This is a genomic window from Thermosipho sp. 1070 (assembly GCF_001682135.1).
In the GTDB taxonomy this organism is placed as follows: domain Bacteria; phylum Thermotogota; class Thermotogae; order Thermotogales; family Fervidobacteriaceae; genus Thermosipho; species Thermosipho affectus.
The window spans coordinates 1,710,458-1,735,038 of sequence record NZ_CP007121.1; the positions used below are offsets into that span (position 1 = coordinate 1,710,458).

Consider the following 24,581-nt stretch of genomic DNA (forward strand, 5'->3'; position numbering starts at 1 on the left):
GAAAGTGATGAAGAAGTTGATAATATATTTATTACTTTCAATAGGTTTTGTTGTAATGATTATGCCTTTTGCATGGATGATAATAACATCTTTTAAAATGCCTAGTGAAGTTCAACAATGGCCTCCAAAATGGTATACCAAGAACTTTTTCAGCAAAAGAGATGTTAAAGTTGAAACAAAAATAGGTGCAGTAAGGACTTTAAAGGGTATTAGTTTGAGCGAAGCTTTAAGTTTTACCTCTTCAAAAGAAGAGGACAATGTTTTAAACATTTCAGTAGAAGATGATCCATTCTATAGAGGAGTATTAACCATAGATATAAAAGGATTTGATTATATAGAAAGATTATCCAATTCGCAATTTCAAAATTGGTTGAAAAATGTAGATATTCCCATAGAAATACAATATGATACACCTGAAAATTTTTTTGAAGAAGTTTTTTTGTACTTTAATAGTGGTTCAAAACCGTATTTTAATAGATTAGAATATATTTCAAATTTGACTGGGAAATTTGACTCTGCAATTTCTGGAATAAATTTAATTTCCAAGTTTGTTAATAGAAGAATAAAAGATAAAAGTGAACAAGAAAAATTTAAAATATTTTTAAATTCAATGAAGGAACAATTATTTTCAACAAAAGAGATAATAAAAAAATATAAAGCGGGGAAATATTTGGTATTGGAAAATGATGAAATAAAGAATATTTATGATATTTTATCCAGTTTAGATTTAAATTACAATGGAGAGAATGTTTTAAATAAGGTTTATAACAATAAAGTAGTAGATGTTATAAAATCAGAAATAAAAATTTTGGAGTTTTATTTAAAAGTATACGATTATTTTAAGAATATTCAAAGTAAAGTTGTAAACTCTTCAATAGTTGCAAAAGTAATGTCAAAAGACGAGAAATATGAGCTTTTGAAAAATGAGATTTCAAAAATTGACAATCCAATATTAGAGGAGATATTAAGCGAAAAAGATCTAAAGGATCTACCTGAAAAATTTTCCAAAAAAGTTGACAAATATTTTATGAATGAATATGCCATTAGTATTTCACAACTTAATAGTTTAAAAAGTTTAATAGTAAGTTATAAAAATCTTTTGATTGAAAAGAATATAGATTATACAGATATTCTTAAAGGCGGTAATTTTAACGATTTAAAATATGTGTCTGATGAAAGATTAAAAGATAGTAATACTTATAAAATATTTATTTCTAAGTTGGAAAACATATCATCTAGGATAAGGAATTTAGATAAATTCTTAAAGGAATTAATGTTGTATACGGATTATGTTGATGAGGTAAGAAGAGTTTACAATAACTCAATGAATGCATGGAAAATAATAAAAGCTCCAGAATTTGTTAAAAACATTAGAGTTAAAAATGGGGAAGTAATAGAAATTGAACTCTCAAATGTTTCACCTATATACCTTAGTGATGATAATTTAAAGATGGTAAGCTTGAAATTTTCTTTTGGAGAGGTTATAAAGAATGTTTTTCAAAATTATGTTGATGCTTGGAATTCAGCTCCATTTGGAAGATATTACTTAAATACGGTTTTTGTGGCAACTGCAACAACAGTGCTTGAAGTAATACTTGCATCAATGGCGGCTTATGCATTTTCTTGGATGAATTTCCCTGGGAAAAATTTAATATTTGGAATCTTTTTAGCTACAATGATGGTTCCGGGTGAGGTATTACTTGTTCCAAACTTTATAACCATTTCTAAGTTTGGGTGGATAGATACGTATTATGCATTAATAATTCCTTGGATTGTAAGTGTATTTGCTATATTCTTAATGAGACAGCATTTTTTAGCAATTCCAAGAGAATTATTTGATGCTTCTAAGATTGATGGTTGTTCTCATTGGAAGTTTTTATGGAAAATTGTGGTACCATTAAGTAAACCTGTAATTATTACCGGTGCTTTGTTGAAATTTGTCGGAAGCTGGAATGGATTTTTATGGGTATTAATAGTTACAAATTCTGATAAGTATAGAACTCTTCCAGTTGGATTGCAAAATTTTAGTTCGGATGTTGGAACACTTTATAATCAATTAATGGCTGCAGCAACATTTTCGATACTACCAGTTATATTGTTATTCTTATTCACACAACAGCACTTTGTTAGAGGAATTGCAAGAACAGGATTAAAATAATTGAAAAAGGAGGGAATGAAATGAAGATTTTTCTCGATACAGCAAAGATTGACGAGATAAAAAAGGGAGTGGAATGGGGATTAGTTGATGGAGTGACAACAAATCCTACATTAATTGCAAAAGCTGGTACTCCTTTTAAGGAAACTATTAAAGAGATATGTCAGATCGTTCGAGGGCCTGTTTCTGCTGAAGTAGTTTCATTGGATTGGCAAGAAATGGTAAAAGAAGCAAGGGAACTTGCAAAAATTGATGATTACGTTGTTGTAAAAATTCCTATGACCCCTGATGGGTTAAAAGCTGTTAAGATTTTATCAGCAGAAGGTATAAAAACTAATGTTACACTAGTTTTTAGTGCAAATCAAGCATTGCTTGCGGCAAAAGCTGGTGCTACTTATGTTAGTCCATTTGTAGGAAGAATGGATGATATAGCTAATGATGGAATGGGAATTGTTGATGAGATTATTACCATATATTCTAATTATGGTTTTGAAACTGAAGTAATTGTTGCAAGTGTAAGACACCCCAAACATGTTTTAGAATCTGCATTAATGGGAGCAGATGTTGTTACAATTCCTTTTAATGTTCTTGAAAAGTTGTTTCATCACCCTATGACGGAAATAGGTATTAAGAGATTTTTAGATGATTGGAAAAAATATCAAACAGGAAGGTGAGGATTTTGTATAGGACGCATAATTGTGGAGAATTAACAATTAAAAATAAAGGAGAAAAAGTAGTACTTGCTGGATGGATAGAGCGTATAAGAGATCTTGGAGGAATAAAATTTATAATTTTAAGAGATAGGTATGGGAAAACACAATTGGTGGTAAGTCCCAATTCATCAGCGTATAAAGTTTCTCAAGAGCTAGGTAGGGAATGGGTAATTCAAGTGAAAGGAAAAGTATTGGAAAGGCCAAATGAAACGAAAACAGACACGCCAACTGGTGAAATAGAAATAGATGTTGAAGAAATAAATGTTTTGTCTAAAGCAGAGATACCACCATTTTATCCAGGAGAAAAGGTTTCTGAAGATTTAAGGTTAAAGTATAGATATATAGATTTGAGAAATGGTGAAATGCAAAGTAATTTAATAATTAGACACAAAATGGCGCAAACTGCAAGAAATTTTTTGAATGAACATGGTTTTGTTGAAATTGAAACACCATACTTAACTAAAAGTACTCCCGAAGGAGCTCGGGACTTTCTTGTGCCTTCTAGACTACAAATGGGAAAATTTTATGCTTTGCCTCAATCACCTCAGTTATTTAAACAGCTTTTAATGGTTTCGGGTTTTGATAGGTACTATCAATTTGCAAGGTGTTTTAGAGACGAAGATTTAAGAGCAGATAGACAACCTGAGTTTACTCAAATTGACATTGAAATGTCTTTTATGGAAATGGAAGATATTTTGTGTTTAATGGAAAACTTTGCAAGAGAAGTTTTTAAAAGTGTAGGAATAAGGTTACCGGAAAAGTTTGATAGATTAACATACGATGAAGCAATGGATAAATACGGTAGTGATAAACCAGACAGAAGATATGGAATGGAGCTTGTTGACTTTACAGAATATTTTAAAGAAACAGATTTTAGGGTAATAAAAAATGTAATAGAAAATGGTGGATACGTTAAAGGATTTATTACAAGTATTCCTATTAGTCGAAAGATAGCATCTGAATTTGAAGAATATGTAAAGCAATTAGGCTTAGGTGGATTATTGTGGTTTAAAGTTGAAGATAAAATAGTATCACCGACAGCGAAGTTTTTGTTGAAAAATTACGAAAAAATTGTAGAAAAGTTTAAATTAAAAAAAGAACAAGTGGTATTACTTGCGGCTTATGATGATAAAGAAGTGCTTAATGGTGCACTTGGTTCGTTAAGATTAAAAATTGGAAAAGAATATTTTAAAGAGTTGGAAGAAGGGTATGATGCACTATGGATAGTTGATTTTCCATTTTTAGAATGGGACGATGAGGAAAATCGTTATGTAGCAAGGCATCATCCATTTACAATGCCTAAAAATTTGGAACAAAAATTAGATGAAATAAAAGCTTATGCATATGATATGATAATTAATGGAACGGAAGTAGGCGGAGGAAGTATAAGGATACATGATAGTGATATTCAGAAAAAAGTTTTTGAAATAATAGGTTTAACTGAAGAAGAGGCCAACGAAAAATTTGGTTTTTTCTTAAACGCATTAAATTTCGGAGTTCCACCGCATGGAGGAATAGCATTTGGTTTTGACAGGATGGTTTCAATTGCTGCTGGTGTTAATTCAATAAGAGATGTTATTGCGTTTCCAAAGACTACAAGTGGGACATGTCAACTTACAGGTGCACCGTCATTTGTTGAAGAAAAACAATTAAAGGAATTGTCAATTGAAATTCATAAAGGAGGTATAGAAAATGAGGAGCACGAAGGTTGAATTTTCAAATGAAGAAAAGGCATTAATTGCTAAAGTATATGGAGATATTGATGCATATCATTCGGCAGATATAAAGAAGGAAATTAGAGAAAAAATGATTTCATCAGATAAAGAAAAGATTATCATTGATCTTTCTGAAGTAAATTACATAGATAGTGCAGGTTTGGGGAGCTTGGTTGCAATTTTAAAAGATGCAAGAATGAATAATAAATTGTTGTATTTAATGTCTCCAAAACAGTCTGTTATGAGAGTTTTTGAAATGACAAGATTAGATAAGGTATTTAATATTATTTCAAGTATTGAAGAAATTTAGGTGATAGAATGCCATGTAGAATAGCAATAGATGGACCAGCTGGTTCTGGAAAGACGACTATTGCAAAATTACTTGCGAAAACTTTAGGTATCTTTTACTTGGATACTGGGGCTATGTATAGAATTGTTGGATTGTATTTGGAGAAAAGTGATGTTAGTAATGATGAAGAAATAGAAAACAAATTAAAAGAATTAAAGTTATCTTTTTCGGATGGAGATTTTTTTCTTAATGGAAAAAAAGTTGGTGATGAAATTAGAACACCTGAGGTTGGAATTTATGCCTCTAAATATGCTAAAAACGAAATTGTAAGAAGATATCTTACAAAGCTTCAAAGAGAGATTGCGGAAAATGAAAATATAGTAGTGGAAGGAAGAGATATTGGAACTGTTGTTTTACCAGATGCAGAAGTAAAGATATTTCTTGTTGCCACACAAGAAGCTAGAGCGAAAAGAAGGTTTAAGGAGTTGACAGAAAAGGGAGTAAAAGTAACATACGAGCAGGTGTTAAATGAAATAAAATTAAGAGATAAACAAGACTCTGAAAGGAATGTCGCACCTTTGAGAAAGGCCAAAGATGCTATATTAATAGATTCAACGAAGTTTTCCATTGAAGAAGTAGTTCAAAAGATATTAGAGGTGGTTAAAGAAAAATGCAAATTATTGTGGCAAAGGGAGTAGGTTTTTGTTTTGGAGTAGAATACGCAGTAAATAGGGCCAAGACTCTTTTAAAGAGTGGCGTAAGTGTCTGGACGGATGATGATATAGTTCACAACAAATTTGTTATGAAAGAATTAAATGATTTGGGTTTGTCAAAAACTTCTGGAGATGTTTTTTTAGTTAGAGCACATGGACTACCCAAATATGAGATTGAAAAATTAAATAAAAAATACAAAATAGAAGATCTTACGTGTAGGATTGTTAAAAATTTATTTAAAACTGTTTCAAAGTTGGAAGAAGAGGGGTATAAAGTGGTTGTTTTTGGAAAAAAAGAACATCCAGAGATGAAGGCGCTAAAGAGTTATTGTACTGATGCTATCATTACAAAGGAGCCTGTAATGGTTGTAGGAAAGAGAATAGCTGTTGCAAGCCAAACTACCATGTCATATTCAGATTTTAATCTTTTTGCGGGAAAAGTAAAAGAAATGTCTAAGTTTGAAGAGTTTAAAGTAATAAATAGTATATGTAATATAACATATGATAGAGAGATTGAAACGCAACAATTATCAAAAATTGTGGATTTGATGGTTATTGTTGGTGGAAAACACAGTTCTAATACAACTAAGCTTTATAAAATTGCTAAAAAATATACCAATGCTATTCATATTGAATTTCCTGAAGAGATAGAATTTATACCCAAGGGGGTTAAAAAAGTTGGAATAATAAGTGGTACATCTACACCAAAAGAGTTAGTTGATAAAGTGGTAGAGAGATTAAAAATATTAGGAGGGATGCTGCAAATGGATGGAAATTTTGAAAAACTTTTAGAAGAGTATTTGTACACAGATGTTAGAAGGGGAGAAGAGGTAGAAGCAACTGTTTTAAGAAAAAGTGATACTGAACTTTTTGTAGATTTTGGTTGGAAAGGTGAAGGGATTGTAAATTCTAATGAACTTGTAAAAGATTTGGAAGAATATAATATTGGTGATAAAATCACATTATTATTGTTAAAAAAAGATGAAGAAAATGGTACAGCATATTTATCAGAGAAGAGAATCTATTTGAAAAAAATTAGAAGAATTTTAAAGGAAAAGTTTGAAAAAGGCGAAAAAGTTACAGGAAAGATTATCTCAAAAGTTAAAGGAGGATATAAGGTATTAATTGATAATGTTTTAGAAGCATTTTTACCAAAGAGTGAATCTATGATATTTGATGATAATATACCTGAATACAAATGTGAGTTTAAGATTATAAAATTTGAAAATAAAAGAAGATTAAATGTTGTACTTTCAAGAAAGGTATTAGTGGAAGAACAAGTGAAAAAATTTTTCAATGAGAGAAAAAATGGAGATATTGTTGAAGGTATAGTGAAAAAAATTGAAAAGTTTGGAGCGTTTATTAGAATTAGCGAAGGTATTGAAGGATTATTGCCAAATTCGGAAATTTCTTATGATAATGAAGTAAATGCTTATGATGTATTAAGTGAAGGGCAAAGTGTTAAATTATATTTAAAAGAAATTGTTCCGGAAAGAAAAAAGATAATCTTGAGTTTAAAGGAATTACTTCCAAATCCGTGGAATAGTGTTGAGAGAAAGTATAAAGTAGGAGAAGTGGTTAGTGGGAAAGTGAAGAAGATAATGCCATATGGGTTTTTTGTAAATCTTGAACCAGGTATTGATGGATTTGTCCATATTGATGATGTATTTTGGGGAAGAAGAGGAAATTTAAAAGAGTTAATTTCTGAAGGAGATTTTGTGAAATTAGTTGTAAAAGAGGTGGATAAAGAAAACAAGAGAATAAAGTTAAGTTATAAAGAAGTAAAGGGAGATCCATGGGAAAGTATTGAGGAAAAATATCCAGTTGGAAATGTTGTGACTGGTGTTGTTAGAGTTATTTTTGAGAAAGGAATAATAATAGATATTGAAGAAGGAGTAAGTGGATATTGTCCTATTTCGGAAATCTCATGGAAATACATAAGAACTCCAAATGAAGTCGTAGCCGAAGGTGAAAAGGTAAAGGCCGTTGTGACAGAACTTGATAAAGAGAATAGAAAAATAAAATTAAGCGTAAAAAGGGTGGAACAAAATCCGTGGAAACTGTTCAAAGAAAACTACAAAGTAGGAGATGTGGTAAAAGTTAAATTAACGAAGGAATTGAAAAAAGGGTATATTGGTGTTATTGAAAATGTTGAAATTTACATTCCAAAGTCGGATGTGGATTCAACTGTCAATATAGGAGATGAATTAGAAGTAAAGATTATTGGTATTAAGGAAGACGTAGAAATTTTAAGGATTATTGCAAGCGAGAAAGAAAAAGTAAGTGAGTCTTTAATAGAAGAAATAAACAATGAAGCTGAGAAGGAAAGATTTAGTTCCATTGAAAGGAAGGTAAAAAATGGCAACAGTTTTGATAGTAGGGAAGAGTAATGTTGGAAAATCAACGCTTTTTAATAAATTAATAGGTAGGAAAAAATCAATTGTAGATAATAAAGAAGGTGTTACAAGAGATGCGGTTAGTGACCGCGTCTCTTATTTTGGAAAATCTTTTAGATTAATAGATACGTGTGGAATTTTCGAGAGACCAGAAGATATCATATCTTCTAAGTTAAAAAATTTAACTTTGGATATGTTGAAAGAAGGAGATCTCGTTTTGTTTGTGCTTGATGGAAAAAATGGATTAACCTCTGAAGACTATCATCTTGCGGATTTTTTGAGAAAATCAAATTCTGATGTATTGTTGGTGGTTAATAAATCTGAAAATGAAAAAAAAGTTTTGGTAAATTTATCGGATTTTTATAGCTTAGGATTTGGTGAACCAATATTTGTTTCAGCAGAACAAGGAAAAAATATCGATAATTTAGTTGAAAAAATCATTGAGAAGTTGGAAGAAAAAGGAAAAAATTTAAGTGAAGAAGATAATAATAATGATTCTATAATTAGGGTAGCGTTAATTGGAAGACCAAATGCGGGAAAATCAACATTATTTAATAGTATATTAAACAAAGAAAGAGTACTTGTTACTCCTATACCTGGTACAACAAGAGATGCAATTGATGAGTTAATAGAATTTAATGGCCAAAAATATCTATTTATTGATACAGCGGGGTTAAGAAGAAAATCTAGAGTTGAATACAAAAGTATTGATATGTACAGTAATGTGCGGGCTATAAGAAGTGTTGAATTAGCCGATGTTGTTGTGTTAGTTATAGATGCCATCGAAGGTATCACACACCAAGATCAAAGAATAGCAGGGATTGCTGAAAATAGAGGAAAGGCAACTGTTGTTGTTTTTAATAAGATAGATCTTGTGAAGAATTTTAATTTTAGAAAAACAGAGTTTATTGAACATTTTAATGAAAAGTTATATTTTATTAATTATAGTCCTGTGGTATTTGTAAGTGCTGCAAAAAACAAAGGAATAAAAAAATTAATAGGCGCAATTAATGAAGCATATACTTCGTTAAATTACAGAGTTAATACAAGTGCGGTAAATGCTGCTATACAGAGAATGGTTATGTTTTCACCACCACCAAGAGGTTTAAAGATATTTTATGGTGTGCAGGTAGACGTAAGACCTCCAACATTCTTATTTTTTACAAATGGGAAAAAAGTTCCAGAATTTTATCAAAATAGTATTAGAAATACTATTCGCGAGAATGTCTATCCTTTCAATGGGGCACCTATATTTTTGAAATTCAAAAATAGGCATTAGGGGGGATATTATGAAGAAGATTATATTACTTGGGATTTTATTATCTATAAGTGTGTTTTCTTTTAAGGTTATAATGGTAACGGATATCGGGGGATTAGGCGATGGATCTTTTATGGATGGAACTTGGTCTGGTATTGTTAAAGCGTGTGAGGAGCTTGGCATTGAGTATGAAGTTATACAGTCAAAGGAACAAGGAGATTACGTAAGTAATTTAAGTAAGGCAGCAGAACAAGCAGATGTAGTTTTCGCTGTAGGTTATTTAATGTCTGATGCGTTTTATAAAGTTGCGCAACAGTATCCTGAAACATATTTTGTTGGAATAGATTTTGATAACGGTACAGAACTTTCAAATGTTATGACATTTACATTTAAAGAACAAGAGGGTAGTTTTTTAACTGGATATCTTGCTGCTGGAATGACAAGAACTGGAAAAGTTGCGATTATTGGTGGAATTCCTATTCCACCTGTGAAGAGATATGAAATTGGATTTAGGGCGGGAGTTAAAGCATTCAATCAAATTCATAACACAAATGTTGAAGTGAAAGTTGTGTATGCAAATTCATTCACAGATCCAAAAAAAGGAAAAGAATTGGCGCAGGCATTAATTAGTGAAAAAGTAGATATTATTCAACAAGCTTGTGGAGGAACCGCATTAGGAATTATTGAAGCAGTCAAAGAAGAGGATCAAAAATTAGTAAAATCGGATAATTTAAAAGACTTGATTGATTATTTCTACGAAAATGGCGGTTATTTTATGTTAGGTGGTGATGTTGAGCAAGGGCCACAAGCACCTGGCTATATTTTAGCAAGTGCTATTAAAAGGGTTGATGTTGCAAGTTATTTAGCTGTTAAAATGGCGTATAATGGAGAATGGGCGCCTGGAAATACGGAATTGGGAATAAAAGAAAATGGTGAAGGAATTAGCAATATGATATTTACCAAAGGGATAGTTCCTGATAGTTTGATTTGTGAGATAGAATATCTAATAAGTTTAATAAAAAAAGAAGAATTTATAATTCCATCATCTGAAGAAGAGCTTAATGGAATGAAAATAAAAATTAAGTTTTAAACGGTGATAAAATGTTAAAAAAAATGAGTTTTTGGTTTTGGTTTATAATTATTGTTGTAATGATAATTTTTCAATTTTTGTATTGGTATTTTTTTAAGGGAAATTCTTATGCATTTCTTTATTCTTTAAAGAATGCATCACACGAGATTATTACACAACAATATAGGCCTTTAAATTTATATCCCTTAAATGAAGATGCACTTTCTAAAAATACTTTAAAGTATGTAAAATCAAAGGGATTGAATATTATAGTTGGACCTAATTTTAGTGCTACTGGATTTAGAATATTCAAATTTTTAGAAGATTACGATCTTGTTGCAATTTCTCCAAGTATAACATCAACTAAATTGTTAATGAGTACTAATAGAATTCTTTCAATAGTTCCCACTAATGAGTTTCAAATAAATGTAATTATAAAATTTTTGAAGAATAATGCATCAAAAAATGTTTTAGTGATATTAGATCCATTTAACAAAGAATACTCAAGAGAATTTTTAAAAATCTTAAAAGAGCTTAATGGAGAATATGCGTATTTTTATTCCGTTGAGACTTTTTCTAAAGATGTGAGTAAATACGATTCAATTGTAATTACGCTTGAACCTAAAGGGACTATCGATTTTCTAAGTTATTTTGCTCCTGATTTTAGAGGAATAATTGTAGCATCTGATGCCGCAATTGATGAGGGATTGGATAGTTTGCCGGATTTAAAAAATTTATACGTTGTAACTTTTGGGTTTAAAAGTTACAATTGGTCAAATGAAGCCATTTATACAATATTTAGAATGCTTTCAAAGCATAAGTTTATTTCTACCAACCAATTTGTTAATTTTTATTTGGGACATGAAATTGGTAGAGGAATGTATTTTAACGATGAAGGATTTATCGAAAAAAATATTAGTATAGTAAATTTTTCAAAGTATAGAAAGGAGAGTTTAATATTTGAAGGTAAATAGGAGATTATTATTTTTATTCTATTTTATATTGTTGATTTTATTGGTTATAACGCTTAATTACTATTTAAAGGTAACTTTAAAAGATTCTAGTAAGGTGTTTACGAAATATTTTGATAATTTATTACTAAACAAACAATTTTTAGTTGCAAAGTTGGATGATAGCTTTTTTGACAAAGAATCAAATAAAAATTTGAAAGGGATATTAACTGAAGGGCCAAATAAATATATCAAAGGAATATATTTTAGAATTGATACGTTAAAATATGTGGAAAAACATGGAAAGCAGTATTTTTTGTATGAAATTCCATTGAACTTGTTTAATTTAAGTGAACTCTCTATTAAATATTATGATATTATTGCTGAGGATAAGGTTGTTTATTCGTCGGAACCTTTAAAAATTGGAAGCAAATATAAAAAATCATTTTTTGAAGAATTTTCAAAATCAAGTTATGGATTTACTTTTGTAGTAGGGTATAAGGCAGCTTTTGTTATAAAGTTGAATTTGTTTGTGACAATGATTTTTACCGTTGGTTTTGTATTCTTTTATTATTTATTTTATATTGAAAAGGGAGAAACTGAGAAAATGGAAAATGTTATAAAGAATTTGAATATGGAATTAGAGAAGATATATGAAAGTTTTAAAAAGCATAAAAGGCTATATGAGTTTGGTAGTTCTCCTACTAATTTAGAAAGTGTTAGTAAATTACAAAAAACTATTAAAAGTATTTTTGAAGAGTTTAGAAAGATATTTAGTGAATATGAAAGAACTGCAGAAATTTTAGAATCCACAATGGCAGAACTTGAGGAAACTAATGCAGAATTGATGGAAAAGAATCTTCAAATTATTTCAGCTCTTGCCGAGGCTGTTGAAATAAAAGATTCAGTTACTGGAAATCATTCAAGAAATGTTATGGATTTTTCCCTACTTTTGGCAGATAAAATGGGAATTAAAGAGCCTGCGGAAATTGAAGCAATAAAATATGGGGCGATTTTACATGATATAGGTAAGATAGGTATCCCCGAGCATATATTAAATAAACCTGGAAAATTGAATGATGAAGAATTTGAAATAATGAAAAAACACACAGTTTATGGTGAAAAAATAATTAAAACTATACCAGGTTGGTCTCTTGTTGGTGATGTAATTAGACATCATCACGAGAATTGGGATGGGAGTGGTTATCCCGACGGATTAAAAGGGCAAGAGATTAGTTTGCGAGCTCAAATAGTATCGATTGTGGATGTTTTTGTTGCTCTTACCGAAGATAGACCATATAGAAAGGGGCTTTCAGTTGAAAAATCTTTGAGTATAATGAAGGATATGGTTGGAGTTAAGTTTTCATCGGAGTTATTTGCACAATTTTTAGAAGTTTTAAAAGAAAGAGGATATATAAGTTGATAAATAATTAAATTTATGATAACATATAAAAGGACAAAATTTAGAAAAGGAGGATAGTATATGAAGAGGACATATCAACCATCGAGGATTAAGAGAAAAAGAACACACGGGTTTTTAGCGAGAAAAAAGACTGCAGGTGGAAGAAGGGTGTTAAAGAACAGAAGAAGAAAAGGAAGATGGAGATTAACAGTATAAGTAAAAACACCTTTAAAAAACATGAACGCTTGAAGCTCAGGAAAGATTTTAAAAATATATTTGAAAATGGCAAAAGCATACAAAACAGTTATCTTGTGATTTTATATGTAAATAATGGTCTAGAGTATAGTAGATATGGTTTTTCAATTAAAAAAAAGTTTGGTAAAGCCGTGAAAAGGAATAGATTGAAAAGATGGTTACGTGAGATTATAAGAAATAATAAAGGGATTATTCCAAAAGGATTCGATTATTTAATAATTGCTAGGAAACATCTTTCGAAAGATTTTGACAAGATATTATTTACAGAATTAAAAGATGAATTGTTAAAATTATTTGTGAGGATTAATGATGAAAAAAATAGTAATGTTAGTGATTAGATTTTATCAAAAATTTATTTCTCCATTAAAACCACCAACTTGTATATATACTCCGACGTGCTCGGAGTATACTTATTGGGCGGTACAAAAATTTGGTGTATTTAAAGGTCTTTTCCTGGGCTTCAAGCGTATTTTAAGGTGTAATCCTCTCCATAAAGGTGGGGAAGATCCAGTACCAGATGAATTTTATATAATTAGAAGGAGGCGGTCTAGTTGAAGAAAGCGATTACCGTCATTTTTTTGTTGTTGGCTTTTTTTGTGTTAGCAGGAACTATGACTCTTGAAGAAAGAACTGATGGTATTTACGTGTTTACTAAACTTGCGGAATATAAATTTGACTATAATGGTAATTTACAAGAAGTGTATAGAGTTACTGAAAGAAGAACAAGATTATTTTTGTATTCTAATGATGGTTTTGATCTGGAAAATGTAAATTCGACTCCTACTTTTAAGTGGCAGGGATTAAAAGATGAAGGAAAATACTCTGAATTAACTTTGGTTTTTAATTATGGGAATATTGAAAAAATATTCAGTTTTAAAGAAGGCCCAAATTATACATTTAATGTTTCAATTGATTCTAATGATGAAATTACTGTATCAATTCCAAGGGTTGGTTACGAGGAAAATGATAGATTGCGCGATAATGTTTTTGTATCGTTTTATAATAAAGGAGATATTCTTTCTATAGTAAAATTTTCTGGGAAAACATTAGGTGGAAATAAGGTGAAAGGTACAAATCTAAGATTTCTAGCCTATATTGGTCCTTATAAAAAAACCCTTATAAAAGATGCATTTGGAGAAGATTATTCCACGATTTCAGAGATGTTAAAAACAATTTCTGGGGTTGGAGGATGGTTTGATGTAATATTATATCCATTAGTTTACTTTTTTGGATGGATAAATAATTTTACTAAGAATTTCGGACTTACAATTATTGTTTTTACGATAATTGTCAGATTTATACTTTATCCACTGTATCATTCACAGACAAAGTCTATGATTAAAATGAGAAAAATGCAACCTATTGTGGAACAAATAAAGAAAAAGTATAAAGATCCTCAAAAACAGCAACAAGAACTTTTAAAGGCGTATAAAGAGAATAATATTAATCCAGCAAGTGGGTGTCTAATGGCGTTTGTGCAGTTGCCAATATTTATAGTTTTGTATCAAGTTATAAGGTATTATCAAGAAGAATTTGCGTTTAATGGACAATTTCTCATATGGAAGGATTTAACAGCTGGAGGATTTTCAGCAAATTGGGTGTTTTTAGTTATACAAATTCTTGCAGGATATTATCTTGCATTGATTACAAGTCAGGATACAAGAACAGCATGGCAGAGTATAATTATGAGTTTTGTGTTTCCATTCCTGTTCATAGGATTGCCAAGTGGAGTGTTTTTATATTACACTGCAAATACGTTAATTCAACTTGGAATAACATATTATATTTATAAAAAATACAAAATTAAAGGGTTAACACAAAGAGAACTCTGGGGCTTACCAAATAAGGGGTGAATAGCTTGAAGAAGTTAACGTTGACTGGAAAGAGTATAGAAGAAATTTTGACAATTTTTGAGGAAAATATGGGTATTAAAAATGGAGAATATGATTATTTGGTTATAGATAAGGGTTCAAGTGGTTTTTTTGGCTTTTTAGCAAGAGATGCGGTTGTAGAAATTACCATAAAGAAAGAGTACTATGAAAGAAGACTACAGGAATTTTTGAAAAATGTGATAAAATACTTTGATGATAGAATAGAAATAAGTGTGTTTTCAAAAAATAACAGAGTGTTTATTGCGAAAATTCAAGGAGAAGGTATTGGAAAGATAATAGGAAAACATGGTAAAGGATTAGGTGCTTTACAGCATATTGCAACAATATTTTTAAACAGACTTTCTGATATAAAAATCACGGTAATTATAGATGCAGGAGATTATAGAGAAAAGAGAAAAGAACTTATTAGAAAAATTGTAGGAAGTGCCGTAGAAAAGATTAGAAATGGTGCAAAAAGGATAGAACTTGATCCAATGTTTTCATTTGAAAGAAGATTAGTACACGAATTTTTGAAGAAATATCCAGATGTTGTATCTCATTCTGAAGGTGTTGAACCTTATAGATATGTGGTAATTGAAAGGAGGCATCTAAATGATAATATCAAAACCAGAAAAAGTAGAGCCTATAATAATAGATGATGGGAAAATTGAGAAAAGAATATTGATTGGTTCAAAGGATGGGGCTAAGAATTTTGTTATGAGACTTTTTAGATTACAGCCGGGTGCAAATACGCCATATCATTCGCATGATTGGGAACATGAAATTTTTGTGGTAAAAGGAAAGATCCAAGCAGTTACAAAAAATGGGAAATTTGAAGCTGAGCAAGGAAGTTTTATTTTTGTTAAACCCAATGAAGAACATCAATTTGTTAACGTTGGGGATGAATATGCTGAATTTATATGTATAATCCCTTATATGCCGAACAATGAATGAGAACGTAGGAAAATTACTCATAAAACAAATTTTTCTTTTTACTGTATTAATATTAATAGTATTAATAACGGGAGTCTTGTATTATCATCTTTTTGAAGGACTCCCGCTTGTTGATGCGTTCTTTTTTACGGCAATAACCATTTCAACGGTTGGCTATGAAATGCCAGAAACACTTTCTACCACTGGAAGAATCTTTACTTCTATTCTAATCTTTATGGGGATTAGTGTTGTTTTATATGGAATATCAAGTGTTACGGCAATTATCGTTGAAGGAAAACTTAGCGATTACATGAAAGAGAGGCGAAACAGAAAAATGATTGAAAAGATGCAAAATCATATTATTGTTGTTGGTGCAGGAAAAACTGGACAATATGTAATTGCAGAATTGATCAGAGAAAAGGAGAGTTTTTTAATAATAGATAAAAGCGAAGAAAATGTAAAGCGTTTATTGGAAATGTATAGTATAGAAGTTCCATATATAGTTGGAGATGCAGCGGAAGAAGATATATTGTTAAATGCTGGGATTTCAAAAGCAAAAGCATTAATAACAACACTTCCAGAAGATTCAGTAAATGTTTTTGTTGTATTAAGTGCAAGAACATTAAACCCAAGTTTGACGATAATTTCCAAAGTTACTGATGTATCGTCAATTAGGAAACTAATATATGCTGGTGCAACTACAGTTGTAGCAGCTGCGGAAATTGCTGGTACTAGAATGGCAAGATTAACTACAAGACCAGAAAGTGTTAACTTTGTTGATTTGTTTGCATTTGGCAATGAACAATATAGAATCGAGGAAATTAAAATAGTGAAAAACAGTGTGTTGGTAAATAAAAAGATATCTGATTTGGATATAGGAAAAAAATTTAAAGTTATGGTATTGGCTGTTAATAGAGAAGGCGATACAATTTTTGGCCCAAGCGGTGATTTGGAGTTACGTGAGAACGACGCTTTGATGATAATGGGAAGAAAAGAAAATATTGACGAATTTAAAAAAATTTCAGACATTTAATCCCACCCTTAGTTGTATTTATCCCAGATAAAATTTGAATAAAATAGTTAATGGGAGTATAAGCAATGTTTTTGGGTTATCTTTGAAAATATTGCTTATAATTATTTTATTCTATCCTTGTTAGTATAATTTTTGCGTGTTACACTATTAATGCAAAATATAATTTTTTGGAGGTGTGTTATGGAAATAAAAGAATTACTAAGTATTGTAGAACGTGAAAAAATTAATTTTATAGATTTGAAAGTAGTGGATATTTGGGGAAAGTGGAGACATGTAACACTTGCAAGAACGAATTTTTCCGAAAAGACATTTTATGATGGTGTGGGTTTTGATGCGTCAAATTTGGGATATGCATCTGTGGAAAATAGCGATATGATTTTAATTCCAGATCCAGAAACAGCTTTTATTGAAAATGTTGGGGAAGAAAAAGTTTTAAGTTTAATTTGCGATGTTTATGATGCAAATACTGGGAAACCTTCTTATCATGATCCTAGAACGATTTTAAAATCTACACTTAATAGTATAAAAGATATAGCTGATGAGGTTCATTTTGGTCCAGAATATGAATTTCATATTTTTGAAGATGTTAGATATAAAATTTCAAATAATGAAGTAACAGTACAAATTGATAGTAAAGAGGGATTTTGGAATTCTGAAGAAACAGGTGAGTATTTTATTGGAAAGAAAAAGGGTTATCATAGAATACCTCCGTTTGATACGTTGATGGAGGTAAGAAATAAGATAGTATCAAAGTTATTAGAGTATGGTATTCCGGTAAAATATCACCATCATGAAGTAGGAACTTGTCAAGTTGAAATTGAATTGAATTTTGTAAGCGCATTAAAAGCGGCAGATTATACATTGTTAGTAAAATACATTGCAAGACAAGTTGCAAAAGAGTATGGATTAATAGTAACATTTATGCCAAAGCCATTGTATGATGAAGCGGGAAATGGAATGCACGTGCATCAATATTTGGTTAAAGATGGGGAAAACATATTTGCTGGTGATAAATTGTACGGTTTATCGGAAACAGCTTTATCGTACATCGCAGGATTATTGAAGCATGCACCATCTGTTATGGCATTTACCAATCCAACCACGAATTCGTATAGAAGATTAGTGCCTGGTTATGAAGCACCTACCAATGCGGTTTTTGCCCTTGCAAATAGAACAGCAGCGATAAGAATACCCGCATATGTGAAAGATGCTAAAAAGAAAAGAATAGAATTTAGAACTATTGACGCGTCATGTAATCCATATTTAGCGTTTTCTGCCATGATTTTAGCAGGAATAGATGGTATAAAAAATAAGATGGATCCAACAAAAGAAGGATTTGGACCTTTTGAGAAAGATCTATATGTGGAAAATATTAAACCACTTCCATATTCATTGACTCAAGCATGTCAGGCTTTGAAAAATGATAATGATTATCTAAAACTATTTCCAAGGGAACTAATAGAACATTGGATTAAATTAAAAATTTCTGAGGATAGGGAAATAATGTCAATTCCACATCCAAAAGAATTTGAAAATTATTTTGATATATGAAAATTGATTTTTTTGATATCCTCCGTTATGTAACGGAGGATTTTTTTTTATATTTGCAATTTGGTATAATATCAAGTAAGTAAGTTAATGGGGGGAGAATTGTGGAGAAATTATTGATTATTGACGATAGTAAATTTTGGCGGTCTGTAAGTTCAGATTTTTTTAAGGATTATTTTGATGTGTTTACAGCAGATTCTGGACTTGATGGTATAAAAAAGGCGTTTGAAATTTTGCCGGATATTATCATTACAGATTACAACATGCCAGATATTAATGGTATATTTTTATCGTTGGTATTGAGAAAATATGAATCTTTTGAAAACTCTGGTATTTTTATTTTAACAAGTTCGGATGATAAAATTAATAATTTTTGGGCCCAAAAAAGTGGTGCAAATGGTTTTTATTCCAAAGCTATATTTAACAACAAAGAACAATTATCTTTTTTTGTTAATACTTTGAAAAATGGAGAGTTTTATACAAAAAAGATGCAAAATTATCAAACGATTACCCGTGATAAAATTTTTGAAATAGTAGAGGAAAGGTTAAAAGAAGAGATATATGAAAAAGAAATTCTAAATCTTTTAAAATACATTAGAGATGAAGAATACCTAATTCTAAGACTTAAAGATCTCTTTAGCGAATTATTTTCATTTAACTCATTTCTGACACTTATCCTATCAGAAAGTGAAGCAAGACTTTATAGCTTTAATACAAATATCTCGAAAAGTCATGCAAAAGTGCTGATGTTATCGTATTTTGAACGACCTACTATTCCAAATTCATGGAGTTTTTACGGTGATTTTAATGATAATAGTTTAAAGAAATTAAAGAATTTTGAAAAATATTTGGTTAGGTATGATAATAAAGAACATGCTTTATTGTTGTTTGAAAATGCAAGTTATGAATTAAAAAATGTTCTGGAATTAATTGGTGAAAGCTTGGGGATTGTTTTTTCTACCATTAATAATTTTAAAGAATACCTTTTTGCTTCTCAATTTGATTCTCTTACAGGATTGTACAACAAAAAGGTTTTAATGCATAAAATTGAGGAATATATTGAAAAATATGGAGAAAATACTGTTTTGGCTATTTTTGATATTGATAACTTTAAATCGATAAATGATACATATGGACACATTGTTGGAGACAAAGTTTTAAAAAAGTTATCTGAGATATTTTTGAAAAATACTTCTGAAGAAGAAATATGTGCAAGATATGGAGGAGAAGAATTTGTTATTTTATTCAATGATTTTGATAAAGCGTTAAATAACATAGAAAGTATATATGATGAAATTAACGAATATAATTGGAGTGAAGTGTTAAATGACAATAGAAAGGTTACTATTAGTGGTGGAGTTGCAGTTTATCAATCTGGTTTTAAAATTACTGAATTTATTAATACTGCAGATGAGCTGCTTTATAAAGCCAAAAGAAATGGAAAAAACAATTATTATGTTTTTGATAAATACGGGGAGGGAGTAGTATGAAAAAGCTGCTTTTTTTTCTTTTGATTATATTTTTTGTTATAGTTACATATTTAGGGGGAGTAATATTGTTTGCGACTTTGTTTGATTATAGACCAGATAAGATTGAGGAGGTTAGAGTGGAGAAAAATGTAAATAACTATTTAGATAAAGATGTTATAACCATTTTCGATTGGAATATTGGATATGCAGGTTTAGGGAAAGAGATGGATTTTTTTCTTGATGGAGGAAAAAACGCAGTTGTTCCAAAGAATTTAGTAAAAAGATACATTAATGGTGTTGTAAACGTATTAAAGAAATACAATTCTGATATATATTTGTTGCAAGAAATAGATGTAAATAGTAGAAGAACTAATTATATAAATGAACTAAGTTATTTAAAATCTATTGGAAAGTATGACATAGCGTTTGCATATAATTACAAGGTTTTATATGTTCCAGTACCATTTTTAAATCCTATGGGAAAGGTTTCAGCTGGACTTGCTACATTTTCAAAGTATGAAATTGGTGAAGCATTAAGGATATCATTGCCTGGAGAATATAGCTGGCCAACAAAGATTTTTCAATTAGACAGATGTGTATTGCTAACTAGGTTGAATAGAGGTAAAAAGGATTTGGTAATTTTAAATATTCATCCAAGCGCGTATGATACAGGTGTACTCAGAGAAAAACAACTTAGATTTATCATGAAACTTGCTAGTGACGAGTACAAAAAGGGGAATTATGTCATTATTGGTGGAGACTGGAACAGTGAGTTTTTTGAAGATAACAAATTTACTTTTACAGAGAAAAAACCTTCTTCATATATAAAGTTACCAGATTTCTTTAATCTAGATGGATGGAGTTGGGGAGTGGCCAGGAATGCACCGACGAATAGATCTGTGAGTTTTCCATATAAGAAAGGCGAAAACTTTGTGACGGTAATTGATGGATTTTACGTGTCGCCTAATGTGGAAATTTTAGAAGTAAAGAACTTGGATTTAAATTTTGAATATTCCGATCACAATCCAGTGATTTTAAAAGTGAGATTAAAGTAGGAGGTAAATTATGAGATTAAAAAGAAGTGATTTTCCAAGATGGTTTGTTTTTGGAGTTGCTACTTCAGCATATCAAATTGAAGGAGCTGTAAATGAGGATGGAAGGGAACATTCGATTTGGGATGTTTTTTCTCATACTAATGGAAATATAAAAAACAACGAAAATGGTGATATAGCCTGTGATCATTACCATAGATTTGAAGAAGATATAAGTATTATATCTGAACTTGGGCTTGATTCATATAGATTTTCCATTGCTTGGCCAAGGGTGGTAAAAAAAGATGGAAAAAAGAATGAAAAAGGCTTAGATTTTTACAATAGGTTAGTTGATAGATTATTAGAAAAAGATATAATTCCATTCGTGACTTTATATCATTGGGATTTACCTTACTATCTATATGAAAAAGGTGGGTGGCTTAGTGATGATATAGCGTATTATTTTAGAGATTATGCGGCGTTAATATTTGAAGAATTAGGAGATAGGGTAAAATATTGGATTACATTAAACGAACCTTGGTGTTCATCACATCTTGGTTATTTTATGGGAATACATGCACCAGGTCATAAAAATTTAAATGAAGCTATTAAAGTTGCACATAATCTTTTGCGTTCGCATGGTTATGCTGTTGAAGCATTTAGAGAAATTGTCAAAGATGGTAAGATAGGTATTACAAACGTTGTAACAAAGGTAGAACCGGCAAATGAGAGAGAGGAAGATTATCAATTTGCACTTTTAGTTGATGAGTTAATAAATGGATGGTTTCATGATCCTATTGTATTTGGAAGATATCCAGAAAATGCAAAGGGATTTTTGAAAAGGTTTGGAATAAAAATATATGAAAATGATATGGAAATAATTTCAAAGGATATAGACTTCTTTGGAGTAAATTACTATACGCGTCAATTGATTGAGTATTCACCGGAAAGTCCTTTTATGTACAAACAAATAATTGGTAAACTTCCAAAAACGGAAATGAACTGGGAAATTTATCCACAAGGTTTATATGATATGTTGAAGAAACTGTATTTTAGGTATAAATTACCTCTTTATATAACGGAAAATGGAATGGCAGGACCGGACAAATTGGAAAATGAAATTGTAAACGATGACTATAGAATAGATTACTTGGAACAACATTTTAAAATGGCTTTAAAGGCAGTTAATGATGGAGTAGATTTAAGGGGATATTTTATATGGACTTTAATGGATAATTTTGAGTGGATTGAAGGTTATTCAAAAAGGTTTGGAATTATTTATACGGATTATAAAACTCAAAAGAGATATTTAAAAGAGAGTGCATTGTGGTTAAAAGAGTTTTTAAGTAATTAAAAAGATTAAGGAACATAAATATACTTCATGTTATCTTGGAGTCGAAATCTATTATATAAGTTTATTTATCCAGATTAAATAGTTTTAATTGATCTTTTTTGGCTTTTTCTTTTCTTGATTTAAACCTTTTTATTACGGAGACAAACGTTTTGTTTTCTTTGTCGAGGATTAAATCGTCAAAAATTTTGGAATCTTCAACATCTATAAATATAAATTTATCATCAACATATTTGGGTACATTAACAATATATTTTTGACCATATCCTTTCTTATTTTTTCGTGCCACGGGGATTATTGCATTTAAGTTTAATAGTGCTTTGAATGAAAGTTCTATTGTTCCATATTTTACTTGAAAATATTCTGCAAGTTCTCTATAGGAAATCCATGGGGTTATTTTTCTACCTGCCGCTATTGAAATGGAATACAAATATAAATATACTCTACCAGCATTTGCTGGCCTTACTTTCATGGAAAATTGCATTACAGGCATTGGTATGATTACGAATCGAGATTTTACTACCACAAAATCCCTCCTTTGTATCTATTATATCATATATTTATATGATATAATAAAATCAGGGGGTGGTTTTGTGAGAAAAATGATAATAATTTTTACTTTTATATTTTTTGTTGTTGCATTTGGAGAAGTTTCTGCGATTAGAAATAAACATGAAAAAGGTTTTTTTGTGGAATTCTCCTCTGTTGGATACGCACTAGATGATAGTGAATTATCATCACAACCACTTTTGGATATATTAGGAGCCTTTAATTTTAATTACAGACATTATTTGGGAGAGAATACTGTTTTGAGTTTCACAACGTACTTTATTGATCCACTGTTTATAGGAAAAGTATATATGCAAGAAGAAGTGAATTCGAATGAACAAGTGTATTTTTCATATTCTGAGAATTATATTTTTTCAAATTTCTTTTTTAAAGATTTTTCTTTTAAAACTTATTTTAATATCGTTTTACCTGGATTGATTACCAATCAAGGTTATGTTTTTGCATTGGTTCCAAAAGGGTTTATTGGTATTGGAAGATATATCATGGATAACACGGAGATATTTGGAACTATTGAATGTGGAACAATTTTTAATATATTTACTTCTAATCCGGATGAAGAAATGGATGAGTATGTTAGAAGATTGAGAGATGATTCGTTTTACTCGACATTAAAGTTGGGTTTGAATTGGTATTATGATAACTATTCAGGTATAGAGATTGGTTATAGATTTTTGTTATATGGGAAATCTAGTTATTTAAGTTTTATACAAGGTGTTTCTTTTACTGATTGGGTATATAATATTGTAAGTTTGTATTATCAGAGCAATAATCAAGAAACAATAATGATTCCATTTATTACCACGGATTACTATCTAACTTTTTCGACAAAATTTTGAGCTTTTAAAAAATCTATTCCTTTTTTAGTGATTATTCTTCTAAAAAGATACGAGGATTTATGACCAGATGGTATCAGTATTTTTTTTGCATTTGGAAAGAGATTGTATAAATCTTCAGATGCTTTTGATGGAATAATTTTGTCAAATAATCCTTTAAATACCAAAATTGGTTGTTCGATAAATTTAGCGTAAGAAATAGGATCATAATGGAAACACGTAGGTTTTAATTTGAAAATTTCATTGATAGTTTTTATTTTTTTGAGTTTATTAAAAGAATCCTTTCTAAGATTAACACACTTTACTTCATCAAAGCATCCCCATTCGTTGCTATACATTTTATAACCTGTTCTTACTTTTTCAAGGTATGGTGAATACCAATTTATCCAACGCCAATTTCCACCAGAAAAAGCAATTATTCCCGCTTTTATCCTTTTATCTAATGCCATGCTTAGGGTAGCAATCATTCCTCCAAAACTAAATCCCATAATGAAAAGGTTATCCGTATTGTCATTCTTTTCAATTACATCAATTGTTCTTCTTACATCTTTTACTGCTTGATGAAATCTTACAACACAGTGTGCAGGAGAGTGATGATAAAATGGTTCTCCACCTTCCCACTCTTTTTTTCCTCTGTTAAGGTGATATGGGAAAATCAAAAAGTATGATTCAAGTCCAAATTTTGAAAATTGTTTTGCATACCACATTAAGTATGGAATGTGGTTATTTCCGATTCCATGTAATATGATTATTTTCCCCCATGGATTTTTTGAATGATATTGATAAACAAAAATCCTTTTTGATTCTGGAATATCAGGTTCATATGTTGTATCAAATGAAATGAGAGTATAATCTGAAAATTTTGCTTTTTTTAAATTCAAAGGAATATTTGGATCATATTCATATATGGTCATGTTGATCCTCCTTTTGCTGTTTCACTTAAATTATACAAAAAATATTTCATGTGTGTGTTAAAATTGAATGAAAGAAAAGCATTTACTTTAATATTTGTCGGTGGTTGTTTTTT

The 24,581-nt window shown here is 30.1% G+C and carries 24 protein-coding genes; 22 read left to right on the plus strand and 2 right to left on the minus strand.

Annotated elements, in window-relative coordinates:
* The first annotated feature begins 7 nt into the window (after nt 1–7).
* From Y592_RS09175 to Y592_RS08835, 21 genes are all read left to right on the plus strand, one after another.
* Nucleotides 8–2,158: a carbohydrate ABC transporter permease gene (locus Y592_RS09175; RefSeq protein WP_075666592.1), complete on the plus strand. Its 2,151-nt coding sequence runs from the start codon at nt 8–10 to the stop codon at nt 2,156–2,158.
* 20 nt (nt 2,159–2,178) lie between these two features.
* A complete protein-coding gene (gene fsa, locus Y592_RS08740) occupies nt 2,179–2,829 on the plus strand; it encodes a fructose-6-phosphate aldolase (protein ID WP_075666593.1) in 651 nt (216 codons plus the stop codon).
* 5 nt (nt 2,830–2,834) lie between these two features.
* Complete coding sequence (gene aspS, locus Y592_RS08745) at nt 2,835–4,580, plus strand: aspartate--tRNA ligase (RefSeq protein ID WP_088368966.1); 1,746 nt, start codon at nt 2,835–2,837, stop codon at nt 4,578–4,580.
* Nucleotides 4,561–4,893: an STAS domain-containing protein gene (locus Y592_RS08750; RefSeq protein ID WP_075666595.1), complete on the plus strand. Its 333-nt coding sequence runs from the start codon at nt 4,561–4,563 to the stop codon at nt 4,891–4,893. Before aspS ends, Y592_RS08750 begins: the two co-directional genes overlap by 20 nt.
* An 8-nt stretch (nt 4,894–4,901) precedes the next feature.
* Nucleotides 4,902–5,570, plus strand: a complete 669-nt coding sequence (gene cmk, locus Y592_RS08755; protein WP_075666596.1) for a (d)CMP kinase — start codon at nt 4,902–4,904, stop codon at nt 5,568–5,570.
* A complete protein-coding gene (locus Y592_RS08760; protein WP_075666597.1) occupies nt 5,543–7,975 on the plus strand; it encodes a bifunctional 4-hydroxy-3-methylbut-2-enyl diphosphate reductase/30S ribosomal protein S1 in 2,433 nt (810 codons plus the stop codon). The genes cmk and Y592_RS08760 overlap by 28 nt, the downstream gene beginning before the upstream one ends.
* Nucleotides 7,944–9,260: a ribosome biogenesis GTPase Der gene (gene der / locus Y592_RS08765; protein ID WP_075666598.1), complete on the plus strand. Its 1,317-nt coding sequence runs from the start codon at nt 7,944–7,946 to the stop codon at nt 9,258–9,260. Before Y592_RS08760 ends, der begins: the two co-directional genes overlap by 32 nt.
* Nucleotides 9,261–9,270: 10 nt before the next feature.
* The gene (locus tag Y592_RS08770) at nt 9,271–10,329 is read left to right on the plus strand and encodes a BMP family lipoprotein (protein WP_075666599.1); all 1,059 of its coding nucleotides are present in this window, start codon (nt 9,271–9,273) and stop codon (nt 10,327–10,329) included.
* Between the two features lie 11 nt (nt 10,330–10,340).
* The gene (locus Y592_RS08775) at nt 10,341–11,282 is read left to right on the plus strand and encodes an ABC transporter substrate-binding protein (protein ID WP_075666600.1); all 942 of its coding nucleotides are present in this window, start codon (nt 10,341–10,343) and stop codon (nt 11,280–11,282) included.
* Entirely contained in the window at nt 11,269–12,681 is a 1,413-nt protein-coding gene (locus Y592_RS08780; RefSeq protein ID WP_075666601.1) for an HD-GYP domain-containing protein, read from the plus strand. The genes Y592_RS08775 and Y592_RS08780 overlap by 14 nt, the downstream gene beginning before the upstream one ends.
* A 60-nt stretch (nt 12,682–12,741) precedes the next feature.
* On the plus strand, nt 12,742–12,876 hold the full coding sequence (rpmH, locus tag Y592_RS08785) for a 50S ribosomal protein L34 (RefSeq protein ID WP_075666602.1): 135 nt from the start codon (nt 12,742–12,744) through the stop codon (nt 12,874–12,876).
* On the plus strand, nt 12,858–13,253 hold the full coding sequence (gene rnpA / locus Y592_RS08790; RefSeq protein WP_075666603.1) for a ribonuclease P protein component: 396 nt from the start codon (nt 12,858–12,860) through the stop codon (nt 13,251–13,253). Before rpmH ends, rnpA begins: the two co-directional genes overlap by 19 nt.
* Nucleotides 13,225–13,470, plus strand: coding sequence for a membrane protein insertion efficiency factor YidD (yidD, locus tag Y592_RS08795; RefSeq protein WP_075666604.1), 246 nt, complete (start codon nt 13,225–13,227; stop codon nt 13,468–13,470). The genes rnpA and yidD overlap by 29 nt, the downstream gene beginning before the upstream one ends.
* 56 nt (nt 13,471–13,526) lie before the next feature.
* The gene (gene yidC / locus Y592_RS08800) at nt 13,527–14,768 is read left to right on the plus strand and encodes a membrane protein insertase YidC (protein ID WP_369799928.1); all 1,242 of its coding nucleotides are present in this window, start codon (nt 13,527–13,529) and stop codon (nt 14,766–14,768) included.
* Complete coding sequence (gene jag / locus Y592_RS08805) at nt 14,765–15,445, plus strand: RNA-binding cell elongation regulator Jag/EloR (RefSeq protein ID WP_232218188.1); 681 nt, start codon at nt 14,765–14,767, stop codon at nt 15,443–15,445. Before yidC ends, jag begins: the two co-directional genes overlap by 4 nt.
* The gene (locus tag Y592_RS08810) at nt 15,399–15,740 is read left to right on the plus strand and encodes a cupin domain-containing protein (RefSeq protein WP_075666607.1); all 342 of its coding nucleotides are present in this window, start codon (nt 15,399–15,401) and stop codon (nt 15,738–15,740) included. The genes jag and Y592_RS08810 overlap by 47 nt, the downstream gene beginning before the upstream one ends.
* A complete protein-coding gene (locus Y592_RS08815; RefSeq protein WP_075666608.1) occupies nt 15,733–16,752 on the plus strand; it encodes a potassium channel family protein in 1,020 nt (339 codons plus the stop codon). Before Y592_RS08810 ends, Y592_RS08815 begins: the two co-directional genes overlap by 8 nt.
* Nucleotides 16,753–16,932: 180 nt before the next feature.
* On the plus strand, nt 16,933–18,303 hold the full coding sequence (gene glnA / locus Y592_RS08820; RefSeq protein WP_075666609.1) for a type I glutamate--ammonia ligase: 1,371 nt from the start codon (nt 16,933–16,935) through the stop codon (nt 18,301–18,303).
* Between the two features lie 101 nt (nt 18,304–18,404).
* Entirely contained in the window at nt 18,405–19,790 is a 1,386-nt protein-coding gene (locus Y592_RS08825) for a GGDEF domain-containing response regulator (protein WP_075666610.1), read from the plus strand.
* The gene (locus Y592_RS08830) at nt 19,787–20,824 is read left to right on the plus strand and encodes an endonuclease/exonuclease/phosphatase family protein (protein ID WP_075666611.1); all 1,038 of its coding nucleotides are present in this window, start codon (nt 19,787–19,789) and stop codon (nt 20,822–20,824) included. The genes Y592_RS08825 and Y592_RS08830 overlap by 4 nt, the downstream gene beginning before the upstream one ends.
* Nucleotides 20,825–20,834: 10 nt before the next feature.
* A complete protein-coding gene (locus Y592_RS08835) occupies nt 20,835–22,154 on the plus strand; it encodes a GH1 family beta-glucosidase (protein WP_075666612.1) in 1,320 nt (439 codons plus the stop codon).
* A 61-nt stretch (nt 22,155–22,215) separates the two neighbouring features.
* Here the strand turns inward: Y592_RS08835 and Y592_RS08840 are convergent, their stop codons facing one another.
* Nucleotides 22,216–22,677: a hypothetical protein gene (locus Y592_RS08840; RefSeq protein ID WP_075666613.1), complete on the minus strand. Its 462-nt coding sequence runs from the start codon at nt 22,675–22,677 to the stop codon at nt 22,216–22,218.
* 67 nt (nt 22,678–22,744) lie between these two features.
* Between Y592_RS08840 and Y592_RS08845 the strand changes: the two genes are divergently transcribed.
* A complete protein-coding gene (locus Y592_RS08845) occupies nt 22,745–23,557 on the plus strand; it encodes a hypothetical protein (protein WP_232218190.1) in 813 nt (270 codons plus the stop codon).
* Here the strand turns inward: Y592_RS08845 and Y592_RS08850 are convergent.
* Nucleotides 23,530–24,468: a serine aminopeptidase domain-containing protein gene (locus tag Y592_RS08850; protein WP_077288032.1), complete on the minus strand. Its 939-nt coding sequence runs from the start codon at nt 24,466–24,468 to the stop codon at nt 23,530–23,532. The two genes, Y592_RS08845 and Y592_RS08850, sit on opposite strands and share 28 nt — an antisense overlap.
* Nucleotides 24,469–24,581: the final 113 nt, after the last annotated feature.